16 protein-coding genes are annotated in these 17,969 nt (G+C 64.3%); 8 read left to right on the top strand and 8 right to left on the bottom strand.

The annotated features are described in order from the left end of the window. Positions 1 to 750, top strand: coding sequence for an aspartate/glutamate racemase family protein (locus ACVIN2_RS06305; RefSeq protein ID WP_456764913.1), 750 nt, complete (start codon positions 1 to 3; stop codon positions 748 to 750). Here the strand turns inward: ACVIN2_RS06305 and ACVIN2_RS06310 are convergent. Beyond that, on the bottom strand, positions 747 to 2,129 hold the full coding sequence (locus ACVIN2_RS06310; RefSeq protein ID WP_456764914.1) for an amidase: 1,383 nt from the start codon (positions 2,127 to 2,129) through the stop codon (positions 747 to 749). The two genes, ACVIN2_RS06305 and ACVIN2_RS06310, sit on opposite strands and share 4 nt — an antisense overlap. An 88-nt stretch (positions 2,130 to 2,217) precedes the next feature. Between ACVIN2_RS06310 and ACVIN2_RS06315 the strand changes: the two genes are divergently transcribed. Genes ACVIN2_RS06315 through ACVIN2_RS06330 form a run of 4 tightly spaced genes read left to right on the top strand, consistent with a single transcriptional unit; the run spans position 2,218 to position 6,087 of the window. Next, a complete protein-coding gene (locus ACVIN2_RS06315; protein ID WP_456764915.1) occupies positions 2,218 to 3,312 on the top strand; it encodes an ABC transporter ATP-binding protein in 1,095 nt (364 codons plus the stop codon). A 30-nt stretch (positions 3,313 to 3,342) separates the two neighbouring features. Continuing rightward, positions 3,343 to 4,389, top strand: coding sequence for an ABC transporter substrate-binding protein (locus ACVIN2_RS06320; RefSeq protein WP_456764916.1), 1,047 nt, complete (start codon positions 3,343 to 3,345; stop codon positions 4,387 to 4,389). Positions 4,390 to 4,408: 19 nt separating this feature from the next. Beyond that, positions 4,409 to 5,272, top strand: coding sequence for an ABC transporter permease (locus tag ACVIN2_RS06325; RefSeq protein ID WP_456764917.1), 864 nt, complete (start codon positions 4,409 to 4,411; stop codon positions 5,270 to 5,272). Next, positions 5,272 to 6,087: an ABC transporter permease gene (locus tag ACVIN2_RS06330; protein ID WP_456764918.1), complete on the top strand. Its 816-nt coding sequence runs from the start codon at positions 5,272 to 5,274 to the stop codon at positions 6,085 to 6,087. Before ACVIN2_RS06325 ends, ACVIN2_RS06330 begins: the two co-directional genes overlap by 1 nt. On the opposite strand, the gene ACVIN2_RS06335 is transcribed toward ACVIN2_RS06330, so the two are convergent. Beyond that, a complete protein-coding gene (locus tag ACVIN2_RS06335) occupies positions 6,088 to 6,423 on the bottom strand; it encodes a hydroxyisourate hydrolase (protein WP_456764919.1) in 336 nt (111 codons plus the stop codon). A gap of 26 nt (positions 6,424 to 6,449) precedes the next feature. Between ACVIN2_RS06335 and ACVIN2_RS06340 the strand changes: the two genes are divergently transcribed. The 3 genes from ACVIN2_RS06340 (at position 6,450) to ACVIN2_RS06350 (ending at position 10,791) form a co-directional block, all read left to right on the top strand. Continuing rightward, on the top strand, positions 6,450 to 7,646 hold the full coding sequence (locus ACVIN2_RS06340; protein WP_456764920.1) for an MFS transporter: 1,197 nt from the start codon (positions 6,450 to 6,452) through the stop codon (positions 7,644 to 7,646). After that, a complete protein-coding gene (locus tag ACVIN2_RS06345; RefSeq protein WP_456764921.1) occupies positions 7,627 to 8,994 on the top strand; it encodes an amidase in 1,368 nt (455 codons plus the stop codon). Before ACVIN2_RS06340 ends, ACVIN2_RS06345 begins: the two co-directional genes overlap by 20 nt. Positions 8,995 to 9,096: 102 nt before the next feature. After that, positions 9,097 to 10,791 (top strand): MASE4 domain-containing protein, encoded by a 1,695-nt coding sequence (locus ACVIN2_RS06350; protein WP_456764922.1) that lies wholly within the window; start codon positions 9,097 to 9,099, stop codon positions 10,789 to 10,791. Positions 10,792 to 10,904: 113 nt separating this feature from the next. On the opposite strand, the gene ACVIN2_RS06355 is transcribed toward ACVIN2_RS06350, so the two are convergent. The 6 genes from ACVIN2_RS06355 to ACVIN2_RS06380 form a co-directional block, all read right to left on the bottom strand. Then, the gene (locus tag ACVIN2_RS06355; protein WP_456764923.1) at positions 10,905 to 11,822 is read right to left on the bottom strand and encodes a DUF2950 domain-containing protein; all 918 of its coding nucleotides are present in this window, start codon (positions 11,820 to 11,822) and stop codon (positions 10,905 to 10,907) included. Further along, complete coding sequence (locus tag ACVIN2_RS06360) at positions 11,819 to 13,468, bottom strand: DUF3300 domain-containing protein (RefSeq protein WP_456769658.1); 1,650 nt, start codon at positions 13,466 to 13,468, stop codon at positions 11,819 to 11,821. The genes ACVIN2_RS06355 and ACVIN2_RS06360 overlap by 4 nt, the downstream gene beginning before the upstream one ends. 100 nt (positions 13,469 to 13,568) lie before the next feature. Continuing rightward, on the bottom strand, positions 13,569 to 14,561 hold the full coding sequence (locus tag ACVIN2_RS06365; RefSeq protein WP_456764924.1) for an ABC transporter substrate-binding protein: 993 nt from the start codon (positions 14,559 to 14,561) through the stop codon (positions 13,569 to 13,571). Between the two features lie 149 nt (positions 14,562 to 14,710). Continuing rightward, positions 14,711 to 16,054 carry a TAXI family TRAP transporter solute-binding subunit gene (locus ACVIN2_RS06370; protein ID WP_456764925.1) on the bottom strand — a complete coding sequence of 448 codons (1,344 nt, stop codon included), beginning with the start codon at positions 16,052 to 16,054 and terminating at the stop codon, positions 14,711 to 14,713. Positions 16,055 to 16,171: 117 nt separating this feature from the next. Continuing rightward, positions 16,172 to 17,404, bottom strand: coding sequence for an HlyD family secretion protein (locus tag ACVIN2_RS06375; RefSeq protein ID WP_456764926.1), 1,233 nt, complete (start codon positions 17,402 to 17,404; stop codon positions 16,172 to 16,174). After that, positions 17,397 to 17,807 (bottom strand): hypothetical protein, encoded by a 411-nt coding sequence (locus ACVIN2_RS06380; RefSeq protein WP_456769659.1) that lies wholly within the window; start codon positions 17,805 to 17,807, stop codon positions 17,397 to 17,399. The genes ACVIN2_RS06375 and ACVIN2_RS06380 overlap by 8 nt, the downstream gene beginning before the upstream one ends. Between the last annotated feature and the right edge of the window lie 162 nt (positions 17,808 to 17,969).

The following is a 17,969-nucleotide window of genomic DNA, read 5'->3' on the forward strand; positions in this document are numbered from 1 at the left end:
ATGAAGCTGCTGCTGCTCAACCCGAACACCAGCACCGCTGTCACCCAGTTGATGACGGATGTCGGGCAGCGCGCGGCTTCGGCCGGGACCGAGTTGATCCCCTGCACCGCGACTCGCGGCGTCCCCTACATCTCGACGCGCACCGAGGCGCAGATCGGCGGCGCTATCGCACTGGAAATGCTGGCCGGGCAGCACCGCAAGGTCGACGCCGCGATCATCGCCGCCTTCGGCGATCCCGGCCTGTTCGCCGCGCGCGAAACCTTCGACATTCCCGTGGTCGGCATGGCGGAAGCGGCGATGCTGACCGCCTGCATGGCCGGGCGCCGCTTCGCAATCGTCACCTTCGCCCAGGCGCTCGGCCCCTGGTACGAGGAATGCGTCCGCGCCCATGGGCTGTGGGAGCGCTGCGCCGGCATTCGCATGCTCGACACGCCTTTCCAGGCGATCTCCGAGGTCGGGACCGAGAAGGAAGATGTGCTGGTCGATCTCGCGCAGCGCGCGATCGTCGAGGATGAGGCCGACGTGCTGATCTTCGCCGGCGCGCCACTGTCGGGCCTTGCCGAGCGTGTCGCCGACCGGATCCCCGTCCCTGTGGTCGATCAGGTCATTGCCGCCGTGAAGCAGGCCGAGGCGCTGGTGGCGCTACGCCTGCGCAAGGCAACTGCAGGCACATACCGCCGCCCCGCGGCCAAACCCACCCTTGGCCTTGCCGATGCGCTCGCCGCTCGGCTCGAGCATCGCGACAGCTAGGGGAGCTTCGGCCAGCGATGAGAAAAACCGAGTTCGTTCTCGATGGCACGGCCGAAGGCAAACAGGCGGGATTCGCATCCCGGTGGGGCAATGATCTGGATGCCGAACGGCAGCTCGCTCTCCACTCGCGGCGCCGGGAGGGTCAGGACCGGGAAACCGACCAGCGACACAATGAAAGTGACGGCGAGATAGTCGATCGGGGTCTCCAGCACTGCGCCGTCGATCGCGGTGACATCGCTGATTTCGTTCGGCCAGGGCAAGACGGACGCCGCTGGCGCCACAAGGAAATCGGCGTGGCTGAACAGCTCGCGAAAGCTGCGGTAGATGCCGGTGCGGCGCCGCTCGGCGTTGAGATAGTCCTCCGCGGAGAGCTTTGCGCCCGCCTCGATGTTCCAGATCACGGTGGGCGTGAGCTCGGCGCGGCGCGTCCTCAGCAGCTCGCCATAACTGTTGGCGATGTGCGCGGCGCGCAGCGTCCGAAATGTCTCGATCGCACCGCCGCAATCGGGCGCGGACGGCACCACATCGGCAACACCCGCGAGCGCCTCGCAGGCCGCGGCGAAACGCGCACGGACGTCGCGCGCAACGGGCGCGACACCGAAATCGGGCGTCACTGCGATCCGGGGACGTGCTGCAACCGGCCGCTCGTCATTGACGACGCCCATCGAGAGCGGGTCATGCACATCGCCTCCCGCACAGATCGACAGCGCAAGTTCGAGATCGTCGACGCCGCGGGCCAGAAAACCGTGGGAGGCCAGCATGTCCCAGCCGAGCGGGCGGCGCGGCGATGGAATGCGGCCGGCCGTCGGCCGGATCGAGGCGACATCGCAGAAGCTCGCAGGCGTGCGCACCGAGCCGCCGAAATCGGTGCCGTGCGCCAGTGGCACCATGCCGGCCGCGACCGCGACAGCGGAGCCGCCGGACGACCCGCCGGAGGTCAGCGCGGAATCGAACGGATTACGGGTCGGTCCGCACAATTTGTTAGTGCAGACCGCACCGAAGCCGAATTCCGGCGTGTTGGTCTTGCCCAGGATGATCGCGCCGGCACGCCGCAGCCGCGCGACCACGAGATCGTCTTCGGCCGGGACGTGATCACGAAACAGAACCGCCCCATAGGTGGTCGCAAGCCCCGCCGTGTCCGTGAGGTCCTTGATCCCTACGGGCACGCCGTGCAGTGGGCCGATCGGCGCGGGCGCGGCATCGCAGATTTGCGCGCCACGCCGGGCGCCCTCCGCATCGACAGTCACAAATGCCGCCAATTGCACGTCTCGGTGCGCGATCCGTTCGAGATGCGCCTCGACAACCTCGCGAGACGACAGCTCGCCCTTCGCGATGGCGCGCGCGAGGGCCGTGGCGTTGAGATCGCAAATCGATGTCATCGCCCCACAATGCCAAACCTCGCAGCGAAAAGCGACCGGCGCGGGCACGAGACTTGCTTTCTTCCTCGGGACAATGGGAGGCAACATCATGGCTGAAGCGCAAGGCGGCCGATCCCTCGTCGTCGACGCCGTCACCCACCGCTATCCGAGCGGCGCGCTCGCGGTCGAGAACATCAATCTCGACATCAAGGGTGGCGAGATCATCGCCCTGCTCGGCCCCTCCGGCTGCGGCAAGACCACCCTGCTGCGCATTATCGCCGGCTTCATCGCGCAGACGCAGGGGCGGATCATCATCGGCGACGACATCGTCGACGCGCTGCCGCCGAACCGCCGTGCGGTCGGCATTGTGTTCCAGAACTACGCACTATTCCCCCATCTCAGCATCAGCGAGAATGTCGCTTACGGGCTTGCCGCGCGCGGCATCGACAAGGCAACCCGCCAGCGCGAAGCGCAGCGCCTGCTGGATCTGGTGCAGCTCCCGACCATGTCGGAGCGGTTGCCACGGCAGCTCTCCGGCGGCCAGCAGCAGCGCGTGGCGCTCGCTCGCGCGCTGGCGATCAAGCCGTCGATCCTGCTGCTTGACGAGCCATTTGCCGCGCTCGACAAGAATTTGCGGCTGGACATGCAGATCGAGGTCAAGCGGCTCCAGCGCGTCTCCGGCATAACCACGGTGATCGTGACCCACGACCAGGAAGAAGCGCTGTCGATGGCCGACCGCGTCGCGGTGCTGAGCCACGGCAAGCTCGAGCAGTTCGGATCGCCGTCCGACGTCTACGACCGGCCGCAGACGCTGTTCGTGAACACGTTCGTCGGCGCCAGCAACCGCATGCCCGGCGTGGTCGTCTCGGCGGACCGGACGGCAGCAAAAGTCCGTCTCGATGCCGGCGCTGAGATCATTGCGCGGCCGGCGGGTGGCGCGCTTGCCGAGGGCGGCCGCGTCACCGTCTGTATCCGACCCGAGCATCTGCAATTCGTCGGCGACGAGACCGGCTTTGCGGGCGTGGTCGGCATGTCGCTGCCGCTCGGGGCCACGGTCGTGCACGAGATCACCACCGCCGACGGCTCCGGCGTCAAGATCTCGCAGGCGCGCATCGGCGAGGCGCGCACGCTCGAGAGCGGCGCCGCGGTACGCCTCGCGCCGCTCGCCCCGTCGCTGGCCAACGCTTTTCCTGCAACGCTTTAAATTCAGCATTTGTCCAAAGGGAGTTCGACCATGATCATGAACCGCCGAAGCCTGATGACGACCGCACTCACACTCGGTGCCATGAAGGCGTTTCCCGGATTGAGCTATGCCCAGGCCCGCCCGCTGGTGTTTGCGACCTTCACCGGAAGCTGGGAGGAGGCGCACAAGGCCGTGCTGGTGCCGGCCTTCCGTAAGGCCAACGCGGACGCCGCGATGGTGCTCGACCCCATGCTCTCGGTTGACCAGATCGCCAAGGTGAACGCCGCCAAGGCCAATCCGCCGATCGACGTCATGCTGCACGATCCCGGCCCCGCCCTGGTCGCGATCGGCCAGGATCTGGTCGAGCCATACCCCGTCGAGAAGAGCGCCTATTACAAGGACCTGATCGCCGAGGCGCAGGAGCCGATGGGCCCCGCCCCGTTCTTCCAGGTCGTCGGCCTCACCTACAATCCGGAGGCCGTCAAGACGCCGCCGACATCGTGGGCCGATCTGTGGAAGCCCGAGTTCAAGGGCCGCGTCGGCATCACCAACCTCAACTCGACGCTCGGCACCGGCTGGCTGGTCGAGATCGCAAAGATGCGCGGCGGCTCGGAGGCCAATGTCGATCCCGGCTTCAAGGCGATCGAGGAGCTGAAGCCCAATCTCGCCGCGGTCGCCGCCAATCCCGGCGCGCTCGCGACCTTGTTCCAGCAGGGCCAGATCGACATCTCGCCCGGCAATTTCAACGCCATCCAGATCCTGAAAGCGCGTGGCGTGCCGGTCGAGTTCGTGGCCCCTAAGGAAGGCGCCATCGCCTTCAAGACCACCATCCACATCGTCAAGAACTCGCCCAACCGCGAACTCGCCTTCAAGCTGATCGAGGCGTCGTTGACGCCCGAGGTGCAGACCACGCTGATGAACCCGCCTTACCTGATCGTGCCGACCAATTCCAAGGTGACGATGGGCGGCGAGATTGCGCGCGTGCTCGCCAAGGACACCACGGAACTGAAGCAGAAATTCGTGTTCCAGGACTGGAAGAAGATCAACGAGCAGCGCTCGGCCTGGATCGAGCGTTTCAACCGCGAGATCAAGATCTAAGAGCTTTAGGGACCTGACGATGGGCGCAGCACCGGCACCACGGGACGTCACCTCCTGCGGGATGGGATTGGCAGTGCCGCTGGCGCTGTTCTTCCTGGTCTTCTTCGTGGCGCCGCTGCTGCAACTGCTCTGGCTCTCGCTGCACAACGACACGGCCGCGCTCCATTGGGGGCTCGGCCAATATTTGCACTTCCTCACCGACCCCTTCAGCCTCAGCGTGCTCGGCTCGACGCTGCTGCTGGGGGCGGAGGTGACAGCCGTCTGCCTCGTGCTCGGCTTTCCCATCGCCTGGCTCTACCAGCGGGTTGGGCCGCGGCTTCAGACCATCATCATCCTGATCGTGCTGCTACCGCTCCTGACCAGCGTCGTGGTGCGCACCTTTGCCTGGATCGTCATTCTCGGCCGCCAAGGCATTATCAACGCGACGCTGCAATCGCTTGGCATCATCAATTCGCCCTTGAAGCTGCTCTACACCCAGTTCGGCGTGGTGCTCGCGCTGGCGCAAGTGCAAATGCCGCTGATGACGTTGCCGCTGATCACTGCGCTCAACCGGATCGACTCCAATTTCGACGATGCCTCCTGCTCGCTCGGCGCCGGAAGCTGGCGCACCTTCTTCAAGATCGTTCTGCCGCTGTCGCTGCCCGGCGTGATCGCCGGCTGCACGCTGACCTATGCCGCCGCCATCACCGCTTTCATCACCCAGTCGCTGATCGGCGGGGGACAGATGCTGTTCATGCCGATGTATCTCTATCAGCAGGCCTCCACGCTGCAGAACTGGCCGTTTGCATCCGCGATCTCGATCATCTTCCTGCTCGCCGTGCTCGCGGTCGTCTCCGTCTTCACTACGCTGGGCCGCCTGTCGCGCGGCTATGGAGGCGCCTGATGAGCGGGCGCAAGCGTACCCTGGAGGCGTTCAGCTTCGAGCTGGTCATGACCGTGGTCGCGATCGTCGCGCTGGTCATCATCATCGCGCCGTCGCTGGTGGTGCTGACCGTCTCCTTCACCAGCGGCTTTTCGCTGCGTTTCCCGCCGCCGGGCTATTCGCTGCGCTGGTACGCCGAATTGTGGAACGCCTGGCAGCTGCACTTCGCGGCCAAGAACAGCCTCATCGTGGCGGTATGGGCGACGGGACTGTCCGTGGTGCTCGGCGTTGCCGCAGCGCTCGCGATCTCGCGCTCGCCGAAGCTGTCGGCGCGGCTGCTCGATTCCCTGTTCATGTCCCCTCTGGTGCTGCCGGCGCTGGCCTTCGGTCTCGCCGCGTTGATGCTGTTCTCGCTGGTCGGACTGCCGGTGTCGCCGCTGACATTGGTGATCGGCCATACCGTGGTGTGCGTGCCCTATGTCGTGCGCAACACGATTGCGGCGCTGGCCCAGCTCGAGCCGACCCTGCTGGAAAGTTCGGCCGTGCTGGGCGCCAGCCGCATCTACACGTTCCGGCGCATCGTGCTGCCGCTGATCCGGCCGGGCATCATCGCGGGCGCCTTCATCGCCTTCATGTCGTCGTTCGACAACGTGCCGGTGTCGCTGTTCCTGCGCGATGCCGCCACCGACATGCTGCCGATCCGGATGTGGCAGGACCTCGAGGGCAAGCTCGATGTCACCATCGCCGCGCTGTCGGGCGTGCTGATCATTGCGACCGTCGCGCTGGTCGCGATCATGGAGCGCGTCACGGGGTTGTCGCGGCGGCTGACCAACTGATCAGGCGCCGCGGAACAGCGAATAGCCCCAGCGCGTGAATTTCAGCGGCAGGTGAAAATGCTCGTCAACATTCTTGATGCGAAAGCGGAACGGCGTCACCGTGAGAAACCCGTCGCGCTCGCCAAAGAACTCGCCGAGATGAAACAGGACCTCGTACTCGCCTGCCGTCACGCCCGCGCCCTGCGCAACGGGTTGATCGAGCACGCCGTTGGCAGCAAGCCGTCCGTCGGCGACGCGCAGCGAGTCCGGATCGATCCGCCAGATCTCGACGCGCAGGCCCTGCGCTGGGCGTCCGCTCGCCACATCGACCGCGTGAATGGAAATGCCGCCTGCCACGATGTTCCTCCAATGAACGCAGCACCATGGTAGACGCAAACACGGCCGTTCGGCCAGCGCCCGCATTGTTGCCGGCGCTTGGCGCTATGACCTCACTGCAGGCGCTGGTGGCGCTGGCTCTGTTCGCGCCGGGTGTGGTGGCACCGCGCGCCCATATCGAGGTCTGGCAGCTCTCGATGTTTTCCTGCGCCGTGTTCGCGGTCGGCATTCCCGCCTCGTTCTGGGGCGGCGGGTTCATCGCTCGCCTGGGCTCGCTGCGGATCGCGAGCCTCTGCGCGGCGGCGATCATCGCCAGCATGGTGCTGGCTTCGCTCGGCTCGACGGCGGCCCTGCTCGCAGCCGGCCTCTGTCTTGGCCTCGCCTTCGGACCGGAGACGCCCGCAAGCGCGGCGCTGCTGGCGCGGCTCGTGACGACCGAGCGGCGCGCGTTTGTGTTCTCGGTTCGCCAGACCGGAAACCAGATCGGCGCGGTCTGCGGCTCGCTGGTTCTGCCCGGGATCGCAATCTCGCTGGGACCGGCCTGGTGCTACGCAGCCGTCGGCGCCTGTGCGCTGCTGGCGACAGCATGGTTCGAGCGCCTGCGGCCGGCCTACGCCGTCAAGGCCGTTCCACTGCCGGAGCTTGGCCTTCGCACGCGGCTGGCACTGGTGACTGCAGACCGGCGCATCGCAATGCTGGCGCTGGCCTCGATGCCGTTCAGCGCGATGCAGGTGTCGCTCAATACGGTCTTCGTCACGCTCGGCACCCGCGAACTCGGCCTCAGCCATGTCGAGGCCGGCATGGCGCTTGCCTGCGCCCAGGCCGGCGGGCTGCTCGGCCGGCTCAGCTGGGGCCTCGTCGCAATGCGCCTCAACGCCTCACGCGGGGTTCTCGTCGTCATCGGCCTCGGCATGACTTTCTGCGCCGCGCTGCTCGGCCTCGACGGCGCATCGCTCGGACGGACGGGCCAGTTTGCGATTGCAACTCTGTTCGGCCTGACGGCCTCGGGCTGGAACGGTGTCTTCGTGGCCGAGATCGCACGCCTCGCCCCGCAGGACAGGATTGGCGAAACGACCGGCGCGGTGCTGACCGCATCCTATGCCGGCCTGTTGGCGGCGCCGGCGCTGGTGTCGCTCCTGGACGGCGCAGCCAGTCTCGGTGCCGCCTTCGTCGCCTTGGCGTGCCTCGCCCTCTGCGGCACATTGGCACTGATCTGGGGATGCCATGACAAAGGGAAAAAGTAGCGCGTGCGAGATTGCGGCCGACGTTTCTGCCGGTCGAACGAGTGCGGTCGAGACTGCCAAGGCCGCGCTTACGCGCATCGAGGCCGCCAAGGCGCTGAACGCGGTGGTGACGACCGCTCCCGCACGTACGCTTGCCGATGCCACAGCGGTCGACGATCGCTTGCGTGCCGGCGAGACGATGCCGCTCGCCGGTGTCCCCGTCATCGTCAAGGACAACATCTGGGTCGGCGACTGGCGTGTGACACAGGGCTCGCGCTTGTTCGCCGAATTCGTCGCACCGCGGGACGCGATTGCGATCGAGCGGCTGCGCAAGGCCGGCGCCGTCGTCGTCGGCATCGGCGCAACGTCAGAATTCGCCTGCAAGGGCGTGACAACCTCGCCGCTGTATGGGCCAACGCGGCATCCACTCGATCCCACCTTGACGCCCGGCGGCTCGTCGGGCGGCCCTGCTGCCGCGGTTGCGGCCGGCCTCGTGCCGCTGGCGATCGGCACCGATGCGGGCGGATCGAGCCGCAGGCCGCCGGCTCATGTCGGCATCGCCGGGTTCAAGCCGTCGTATGGCGCGATCCCCTATGGGCCCGGCTTCGCCGAACCGTTCTTCGGCCTCTCCGTCATCGCGCCGATCGCCACCGATATCGCCGATATCGCGTTGGCGTTCGAGGCGATGGCCGGTATCGATCCGCGCGACCCGGATTCCGCCCCCATCGCTCAAGAGGCCAAAAACATCGCCGGTCTGCGCATCGCGTTCTCGCCACGGCTTGGGCTCGACGTCGCCGTTGATGATGTTGTCGCTCACGGGCTCGTTGTCGCAATCGCGCGTCTCTCCGCCGCAGGCCTCAGCATCGCGCAGCGCGATCCCGTCTGGCCGGCGGGCGCGACGGAAGAGGCCATCATGCCGCTTCAGCACGCCGGGCTCGCCGCACTCTACCGAGACGCGTTCCGCGAGGATCCGGCCGTCTTCGATCCTGACATCGCCAGGCAGATCGAGCGAGGGCTGTCGTGGTCGGGCGCCGACGTTGCCGGTGCGCTGCTGGCAAGCGCCGCGATCGCCAATGCTTTCGCTGCATTCTTCACGGAGGTCGATCTGCTGCTGGCGCCAACCGTGCCCTGTGTCGCCTGGCCATTCACCCAGTCCGGACCCGACACGATCGGTGGCCGCATGGCGAGTCCGCGCGCGCACGCGGCGTTAACTCCCTTTGTCAATCATGCCCGCCTGCCGGCGATTTCGATACCGTGCGGAACGGATCGGTGCGGACTTCCATTCGGCCTTCAGGTCATCGCCGCGCGCGGACAAGACCGCACGCTGCTTGAAGCAGCGCAAGAGATCGAGGCCATGTTGCGAACATAAGTCCGGCCGTCAGATGTCTCTTCCGAACACGCCGATCCCGCTTATGGGCTTTCAACGGGCGCGGGGACGAGTAAGATGCTGTCTCGTGGTCCCGGAGGCGGAATGAGCCAGCGCAAGTTCATGGGACTTGGCGGCGGTGCGACAGCATCAGGGCCGGGCATTGCGCGAGCGAGCCAGCGATCGGCCAATGCAGCCGCCGAGCCCCCCTACGATGATGAGCAAGAATTCCCATTGATCATCGCGAACATGCCCGCAACCCCTCGCCAAAAGGCCTGGGCGGTGGGTGTCGCCGTCTTGCTCATCGTCCTTGCAGCGGCCATCGCGCCGTTCGCCCGGATCCAATTGGGCCAGATCAATGGTTTCGTTCCAGTATTGCAGACCGCGTTGGCCCTGGCCGAGTTTATCACGGCAGCCCTGCTGTTTGCTCAATTTTCGATCCAGCCCCAACGGGCACTTCTCGCACTCGCAAGTGGATACGTTTTCAGCGGATCGTTCGCATTCTTGCAAACGCTCGCCTTTCCGAACGGATACGCTACCGCAGGTGTCATTGGAAATGGACTGGATAGCCCCGCTTGGCTTTACGTGCTTTGGCACACGGCTTTTCCCGCGGCTATCCTGGTCTACGGATTCACAAAGGATCACTCCAGCGCCGGCCGACCAGGCAGACCGGCAATAGCCGCGATCGTACTAGCCTTCGGCTGCATCGCTGCCACCGTGGCAGCACTGACGTGGATGGTGACTGCGAAAGCCGAATTTCTCCCTAGCTTCTACGTGAACGACGTCAGGCATCAGACGCCTCTCGGTAATCAGGTCAACCTGATACTTTTGCTTTGGAATGTGACTGCTCTCACCGTCCTGTTTGCGCGCATGCGCACCATTCTTGACCTTTGGCTGATGGTGACTTTGCTCGCCTACTTGCCGAACTTTCTGGTAGCGATCATCGGCAGCTCGGTTCGCTTCACCATCGGTTGGTACGCAGCACGCGGTTTCGTTCTGGTCGGCAGCTGCATGTTGCTGACCGTATTGCTCATCGAAACGATGTTTATCTATTCGCGCCTTGCCAGCGTCATTGCCCTGCAGCGACGCGAACGAGCGAACCGGCTTCTCAGCATCGACGCGGTCACTGGCGCGATCGCCCATGAGCTGAGATCGCCATTGGGGGCCATCTCGCTGAATGCTGCGACAGGGTTGAGTCACTTGCGAGCTGCCTCCCCTGAACTCGAGGAACTCGAGAACATCCTCTGTGACATCGAAGCCGACGGCGGTCGGGCGGCTGACATCATATCGAGCATTCGCGAGATGACAATCAAAACGGCGCGCGGCGGCGCTTCGGCAAACGTCGAGGACATCGCGGAGCTTACGCTGAGACTGTTGAAGCACGATCTCCTGGCCAATGGCGTATCAGTGACGATGGAGCTTCAGGGCAACATACCTCCAGTCGCACTGGACGGCACTGAGCTTCAGCAGATTGTCCTGAACCTCTGCAAAAACGCGATTGACGCAATGAGCTCTGTCCCCGCCGACCAACGAGAGCTCCGTCTGAAAACTGCCCTCGATGGTAGCACAACGGTTCATTTGTCCGTCGAGGACTCGGGCACCGGCATCACACCGCGTCATCAAGAGCGCATCTTCGACCCTTTCTTCACGACGAAGCAAGGCGGTATGGGATTGGGACTGGCCATCTCGTCCAACCTGGTCGCAAGGTGTGGAGGAAAGCTGAGGCTGGCCAAATCGGACGTCAGGGGCTCCATTTTCGAGTTGGAAATTCCAATCTCCGCTCCCGCTTCGTCGCAATGACACTACGAGACCGTCACGATCGTTCCGCCTTTCGCTCACTTCATAGAGATCATGATCGTGCTGAGGTTGGCGACCGATACGAGGGTGCCAGACGCACTATCTGCGTGCGTCGCTCAGGGTTTTGCACCATCGATCTTCTTCCAGGTCTGGTCCGGATCGAATGCAGTCATGCGGGAAACGAGAACCTTGGTCCGATAACCGAGATCCTTCTGGTAGATAACGCCCGCATGGTTGACCAGGAAGGTCATGACGCCGGAATTGCCGTACTCGGCAGGCCAAGCGACCAATGCAAAACCTCCGATCATCTTGCCCTTGACCACATAGTTGAGCGCGCCGCCTGGCGCGTTCGACCCCTGCCCCTTCAGGATCCGGAAATAATAGCCGTGGTAGGGCGCCGCCCCCTCCTCGGCCTTGTAGCCTTCAGCCGAAGCCTGCGCCGCCAATGCGCCGAGTGGGCTCTGGTCATTGTCGTCACGCCAGAACAACCCGTCCTTCTTGCCCGCGCTGCTGACGATGCGTTGTGCGTACGCGCCGGCCCCTTCGCCGCGATCCTTGTCGGCGTAGTCGTTCTCGGCATCGACAAAGGCGAGACTGGTCTGGATCGCGTCGAGCTCATTGCGGCCGATGCGGCGATACAGCACTTCGGTGCGGCCTTCGGCGGCATCGAATTCCCAGCCGGTCTTGGTGTTGACGAGCGGGATCGGGAACGGGAAGTCGTCCGGACCCAACATCAGCATTGCCTTCTTGTTACCCGCTGTCTTGACCGAATGCTTGGCTTCATACATCGAGATGAAGCGTTTCCGAATGTCGACGTCGGCGACCTCATCACCGGACGAGACGATGTCCTCGGCAGCGCTGCCGAGGACTTTCAGGATGGCCCGGTCCGGCCCGCTTTTGACGGCGGCAGCGAGCGCCGCTGCCGCATCCTCCGGTGTCGGATAGGACTGCTGCGCAAGGGATGGCGAGTTCAGGAGCGCCAGCGCCATGATGGCCGGCAACGCCACACGATGAAGCAACTTCAGACCCATCATTGCGTCACCCCCGCAGGAATCCGCGCGCCGCTCTCGAGCCAATCGCGATAGGTACGGAATTTCAGACCGAGCTTTTCGTAATACACCCGGAGATAGCCGTCGGCTCCGCGGGTGACGGCTACCGGCTTCACTTCCTCGACTTCCTGCGCAATGACGCCGACATAGGCCTTGTCGCTGCCGATATAGCTGAAGCGGTAGTAACCAAGGCCGCTTGGGAGATGGCCGAGCAGAACGACATCATGCTTCAGCCCGATATCGGAACGCCGTCCGCCGCCACCACCACCACCACCACCACCGCGGCCACCGCCACCGCCACCCTGGAAGCCTCCGCCGCCGCCTCGGCCGGCGAAGCTCGCACCTCCGCCACCGCCGCCGCGCGGTCCCATGCTCGCCATGCTCGCCTGGCCACGCGCCGATGCTGCAGCCGCCGAGCGGCCCGACGACACGTTCAGGGCGCCGCCACCCCCGCGGTTCGCGGCCTTGGCGCCACCGCCGCCCTTGGCACCGCCAGCTTTAGAGCTGGCACTTTTTGCGCCGGCATTCTTGGCACCACCACCCTTGGCCGCGCGATCGCCACCACCTTTAGCACGATCGCCCCCCGCCTTGGCACGATCCCCCGCGCCTTGTCGGTCACCGCCTCGATCACCTGCGCGGTCGCCGGCACGATCTCCTGCGCGATCTCCCGCACCTGGCCGATCCTGTCCCGGCTTCTGCTGTCCGTCGCGGCCGCGGAAATCCATCCGGTCGGCGGCGCCGGCCTTCAGATTGCTATTGCCGAAGCGCTGCTGAACGTTGGCGTTGTTGTAGCGTACCCCTTGGCGATGCGAGGGATTGTGCTGCCACCCATTTCCGATATTCGTGGTCCGGTGATTGATATAGACGTTGCGGTTGCCCCAGTTGCAGCCGCCGCCCCAATAATTGCCCCAGCGACCGATGGCCCAAGCCGTGCCGAAGGCGAGACCCGCCGCGACGACGCCTGCGCCGATGTAGGACGGGTAGCCGAAGTAGTATGGTGGATACTCGGTGTAGGGCCACGCGCCGTAGACTGTCGCAGGCTCGTAATACGGCACGTACATCGTATCGGGAACCGCCGGCTCGATCACGACCACCTGCCTGCTTTCCTCGGTCTTGACGCTCACCTTCTGCTGCTCGGTGGTCACCAGCTTCTTGTTGTCGAAGGCCTTGGTCCGCAGCCGCTGGACCGCATCCATCACGTCAGGCTGCTGCGCCAGCACGGCGTCGCCGAGCGCCTTGGTCCAGTCGAGCTTGTCGCTCATCATGGCCAGGACCTCAGCAGTCGAGGCCAGCGCCTTGATGCTGTCATCCCACGGCTGCTTCTCGACTTCAGTCTTCAGGGCATCACCCTTCAGAGTTTTGCGCTCCTTCAGCCAGCGATCGGCCTGAACGACTTCCAGAGGATAGGTGGAAGCCGCCAGCACGTTGGCAAGCAACTCGTCCGGATAGAGCGCAATCGGCGCGACCAGAGCTTCGAGCTGCTCCGGCTTCAGAAGCTCTGCGGCTTGCGCGGGGGGATTTGCCTGCTGCGGGCTGGAGGCCGGCGCCTTATCTGCGGTCTGCGCCGCCGGCGCCAGCGGAATCGCGATCACGAGCGCAAGCGCCATCAAGGTCCTGCCGCAGCAAAACATCAGATCCTCCATACACATGTCCGGACGATCATCAGACCCGAGAGCTTGCGTTTGTTGATCGAGATCAACGAAACGCTGCCCCCCGCGACGCCCTAGCAAGCTAGTCAATCAGCTCAGCCTCCATCAGCAATCGTTCCGGGATCGCCAGCCCAAGCGCGTGGACGGCTCTCACGTTGATGACGAGATCGAACCTTGTGGCGAATTGCACCGGAAGACTGCGGACCTCGGCACCGCGAAGAATGCGAGCGACATAGCCAGCGCCGTCGCGAAACTGTTGCGTCAGGTCGGCGCCATAGGACATCAGCCCGCCATTCACAGTATAGAAGCGCACGGCGAAGATCGCCGGCACGCGGCGCTGGGCCAGCAACGGGATTGCCATGGCGCTCTGAGTACTGAAGAAGCCGCCGTCCGGCAGTACGACGAGCCCGCTGCCATTCCGCGCCGCCGTCTCGATGACCCCCGCGATCTCGGCGCCGCTGCGGACGGAGGCGCCGGTGACCGTCATGCGCAGGCGACTTTCCACCTGGTGTGCGGCCTGAAGATATAGGGGCGCATATGGCGCGGTCTCGGGATTGTACAGAAGCACCGCACTGCTCATGCTGGGCACCATGTCCTTCAACAGGCTCAGCCATTTCCCGCTCATGGCGTGCTCGTAAAGCGAGAAGCCGGTAAGATTGCTGGTCGGCCTTGCCAGATCGACGACGAGGCCTGTCCCGACCGGATCCGAGAGCCCGACAAAGATGATCGGAATGACCTGCGTTGCAGCCCGCAGCGCCCGTGTCGTCGCCGTGCTGGTCGCAAACAGCACGTCGGGTCCGGTGGCAACAAGTTCGCGAGCTTCACGTTCCTGCCACGTCGGGTTGGAGCCCGGCCAGCGCACATCGAGTCGGTAGTTCTGATTGGCGATCCAGCCGAGGTCGGCGAGGCCCTGCTGAAAGGCATTGACGCGCATCTGAGCGCCGCCATCGCCCACCAAATTGCCAGTCAGCACGCCGACCGACGGCATCGGCCGCGGTGCCCCGTCCTGAGCGTGCGCGAAAACCGGACAAGCGGCTGCAGCCCCGACCAAGGCCATGAACTCACGACGCTTCATTGCCCGTCCGCTATCCCCCTGATGTCCCGCACCCTTCGCTTGACGCAATTGCTGAAGGAAACGGGGTTGGCGGCCAGAGGGTTTGATCAAGATCAAGGTCGCTGAGCTTGGGTTCGGTCGTGATTCGACTTGGTCTGGAGTGACCACCGTCAGGTGCGGTCAACTGGCTGACCGAGCGCTTGCTCATGTCCGTTCGCGGACAACAGGATCCGACGGTCGTGAATCAGGCTCTGAAGACGATGCGCAGCGACATTCAATGTCGTGACATCGAGCGCATTCTCGTCTCCTGCAGCGGCCTTGGCGCGCTGGCCCTGGAGCACCCGGTCGATCTCGACCTCGATATCGGACAGTTCGGCCTCCGCCTCCGTCTTGCGTATCCGCGCGCCCAGCGCATACAGCAAGTCCAGGCCCCGTTCGTCCTTAGAGGGATCACGCACCTGAAGGAATTTCCAAGCCGCCGCCAATATGGAGATGAGGCCGCCGAAAATCATGGGCGCGAGGAAGATCGCGTTTCCCCATTCGTCCAGAAAGCTCTGCCGCGTTCCGTTGTAGAATGCTGCGGCGCCAGGATGGACCGGGAGGAAGGCGTCCGAATCCGTGCTCGGCGCGGTAATTTGCGAGAGGATTGGCAATTCACCCAGCAGATCCCTGCGCGCCTTCATCAGCGCGTCGGCCAGGCTGCCCGCCACCTCTGCGCTGAGCTGCTTTTGCGCGACCACATAGAACGAAACCCGCAGCGTGGTGAGATCCTCGCTCGGGACAGGCGGCGAACCGCGCAGCGTGCCCTTCGGGACATCGAAGCTTTCATAGGCGCGCTGCTTTTCAGCGATGGCACCAGCCGCCTCGACGGGAAGGAGGATCGGCGCGGTCTTCGGCGTCTGCAGAAAGAGGCCGCGCAAGAGGGCCAGATACTTTTCGGCAAGAGGAACGACGATCAGAATCGCCCGTACCTCCTTGGTGTCGAGTGCCCGCCGCGCGTCTGCCGGTTGGAGATTGCGGAATGTCACGTTGGCGCGTCCAAGGCCGTATTCGTCGCTGAGGACGTCGACGACCTTGCGATTCATCTCGCCGCCGATCACGCCGACGCTGGTGCGCTTCAGACCAGCCATTTCGGTAATGGAGGAGCCCGGCGGCGCAACCAGCAGGACAACGGCATGGGCGAGAACCACGATAGCCTGCGCCTGCGATAGGTCGCCGACGTCGCCGCGGACGACAGCAAGCTCGACCTTTTCCGCCGCAAATTGCTCGGCAGCATCAACCGCGTTGGTGGTTTCCACCAGTCTGAGCCGGACCGGGGCGTTCACGGCGGCAAGCCGGCTTGCCAACGCCGATACCAGCCGTGTGGCTTCGCCATCCAGCGATCCGACCGCGATGGTCAGCGTCGTCGGGCGAGAGTACCAGCGGTAGCCGAACAGGCCAGCTCCAAGCACAAGCACGACAGCGCTGGCGACAATGATGGAACGAAGCCAGATCGGCATTTTCGCAGGGGCCATGTGGCGCTCACAGTGAATCGGACGTCCGGCGGCCGCACGGGCTCATTGACGCCCCGCCCGGCTCAACTGCGGCCTGTTGCTGAACCGGAGTGCGATCCAAGCCGAGATCGAACCCAGTCAGTGCCCGCTGAGCACCAGCGTCTTGATCGGCAGCAGCAGCGCCTGGATGCGCAGCAGCAGCGCATGCACCAGGCCGACACCGTCCACGACATGCAAGGCAATGGCGCGGCTGGTACTGGTCTCCTTGGCTGAGATCTCCTCATGATTGCTGGTATAGGCATTGACGATGCAGCTGCTGCCCGGCGTCACGCCTTCAAGTCCGCCCTTGTACAGCGGCTCCAGGAAGGCGAGGATCGAACCCGGTTTGCGTGCATTCTGAGCTTCAATCAATTCCTGGCCAGCCTGCACCTGGCCGGCGGCGATGTAATCCTGCACATCGGTGACAAGGAGCGGAATGATCACCCATGGCTTGGAGATGCAGGTCGCTTCTGCGACCATCCCTACCTTCACTACCCCCGCTTCAATCTGTCCAAACCCGGCCTGCAGCCTACCCCTGCCGGCATCCGCCGGTATCAACACGCCGGCTGGTCGCATGATCTGGGCAACGAGATCGCCCGTCCGAACGAGGAACTGCTCGACCCGACCGTCGACGCCGGCGCGAACGAAGGTCTTGTCGAGATCGACCTGCGCTTCAGCCAACGCCGCCTGGCCGCTCGCTTTTTCAGCCGGCAACAGTGTCGAAAGCCGCAATGTCGCCGACGTTTTGGACGCGGTGGCCGAGTCCACACCAGCCTGCCGCTGGTTGACCACGACCTGTAGTTTTTCGATATCGCGTTGCGGGACGATACCGGGATTGCGGCGCTGCAGCTCCGTCTTGACGTCCAGCTCGTCCTTGGCCTGCTGAAGGCTGGCCTTGGCTTCCTGGATCTGCGCTTCGGCCTTGACCACGTCGTTTTCGGCGCTTGTCATCGCGGCGTCGACCTCGGCGATCTTGCGGGTGGCCGTCTCCAAAGCAGCCTTCTGCTTCGAACTGTCCAACCTGAACAGCACGTCGCCCTTCTTCACTGCCTCGCTGTAGCCGACATTGACTTCCGCGACGCGGCCGGAGCCTTCAGGCAGGATCGGGACTGTCCGAAAATAGAGCGCGGCCGAGGTCGTTGACGGGTGAAAGTAGAAGATCATGGTGATCAGCGAAATCGTCAGCATCAAGCAGCCGGTGATGCCCCATCGCAATTCATACCAGATGGAAAAGAAGGTGATTTCCTTGCCGAAACGTTTGCCCTGGGCATAGCGGCGGTAGAGGTAGTCCGGCAGGATGGTCAGGAGGGAGCAGAACATGAGCTCAAACATGGCTGTGTTCCTTTCCCTTGACGATCGGCTTTTCGACCGGCGGCAAGCTGGGGAGTTCTGGCTCGCGGCTCTCGCCGGGCGCGGCGTCGGCGATCCTCTCGACCGAGCCTGCGATACTCCGCAGCGGAGTGCCGAAATCCGGCAAGTCGATCATCGCGAGCAGAAGGCCGGCTACCCAGAAAATGTGCATGTGCGTGAAGAGCGAGATGATGCCGAGCACGGCCACGATCTCGAATTGCAGCTTCTGCGACTTGTGCGCCATCCGTTCGGGGAGGCTGTGCAGCTTCCAATAGAGCGTGCCAACCCAGAGTACGGTGCCGATCAGGAAGATCCCCATCACCACCATCAGAACGTCCGTGCCGCTTCCCGGCGCGAGGTAGAACGGCAGATGATGCGGAGCCATCGGATGAAGTTGCTCGCTCAATGGTCGCCTCCACGGAAGGGATCAGGGCGGTCTGCGCGCCGGCTCGTCACTGTGGCCGCGCAGGTGAGAAAATTGCTTGATATGAATCAAAGGTCCGAACGGCGCGAAACTTAGCTTAGCCCTGACTCCGATCCCACAGCA

It is taken from the genome of Bradyrhizobium sp. USDA 3650 (assembly GCF_054057395.1).

What these genes read in the sequence shown, in the direction of transcription:
- ACVIN2_RS06370 (WP_456764925.1), bottom strand. Translation starts at nt 16,054, where the DNA reads ATGGCCCCTGCGAAAATGCCGATCTGGCTTCGTTCCATCATTGTCGCC.
- ACVIN2_RS06365 (WP_456764924.1), bottom strand. Translation starts at nt 14,561, where the DNA reads ATGAAGCGTCGTGAGTTCATGGCCTTGGTCGGGGCTGCAGCCGCTTGT.
- ACVIN2_RS06315 (WP_456764915.1), top strand. Translation starts at nt 2,218, where the DNA reads ATGGCTGAAGCGCAAGGCGGCCGATCCCTCGTCGTCGACGCCGTCACC.
- ACVIN2_RS06310 (WP_456764914.1), bottom strand. Translation starts at nt 2,129, where the DNA reads ATGACATCGATTTGCGATCTCAACGCCACGGCCCTCGCGCGCGCCATC.
- ACVIN2_RS06330 (WP_456764918.1), top strand. Translation starts at nt 5,272, where the DNA reads ATGAGCGGGCGCAAGCGTACCCTGGAGGCGTTCAGCTTCGAGCTGGTC.
- ACVIN2_RS06380 (WP_456769659.1), bottom strand. Translation starts at nt 17,807, where the DNA reads ATGGCTCCGCATCATCTGCCGTTCTACCTCGCGCCGGGAAGCGGCACG.
- ACVIN2_RS06325 (WP_456764917.1), top strand. Translation starts at nt 4,409, where the DNA reads ATGGGCGCAGCACCGGCACCACGGGACGTCACCTCCTGCGGGATGGGA.
- ACVIN2_RS06345 (WP_456764921.1), top strand. Translation starts at nt 7,627, where the DNA reads ATGACAAAGGGAAAAAGTAGCGCGTGCGAGATTGCGGCCGACGTTTCT.
- ACVIN2_RS06355 (WP_456764923.1), bottom strand. Translation starts at nt 11,822, where the DNA reads ATGATGGGTCTGAAGTTGCTTCATCGTGTGGCGTTGCCGGCCATCATG.
- ACVIN2_RS06340 (WP_456764920.1), top strand. Translation starts at nt 6,450, where the DNA reads ATGGTAGACGCAAACACGGCCGTTCGGCCAGCGCCCGCATTGTTGCCG.
- ACVIN2_RS06320 (WP_456764916.1), top strand. Translation starts at nt 3,343, where the DNA reads ATGATCATGAACCGCCGAAGCCTGATGACGACCGCACTCACACTCGGT.
- ACVIN2_RS06360 (WP_456769658.1), bottom strand. Translation starts at nt 13,468, where the DNA reads ATGTTTTGCTGCGGCAGGACCTTGATGGCGCTTGCGCTCGTGATCGCG.
- ACVIN2_RS06350 (WP_456764922.1), top strand. Translation starts at nt 9,097, where the DNA reads ATGAGCCAGCGCAAGTTCATGGGACTTGGCGGCGGTGCGACAGCATCA.
- ACVIN2_RS06375 (WP_456764926.1), bottom strand. Translation starts at nt 17,404, where the DNA reads ATGTTTGAGCTCATGTTCTGCTCCCTCCTGACCATCCTGCCGGACTAC.
- ACVIN2_RS06305 (WP_456764913.1), top strand. Translation starts at nt 1, where the DNA reads ATGAAGCTGCTGCTGCTCAACCCGAACACCAGCACCGCTGTCACCCAG.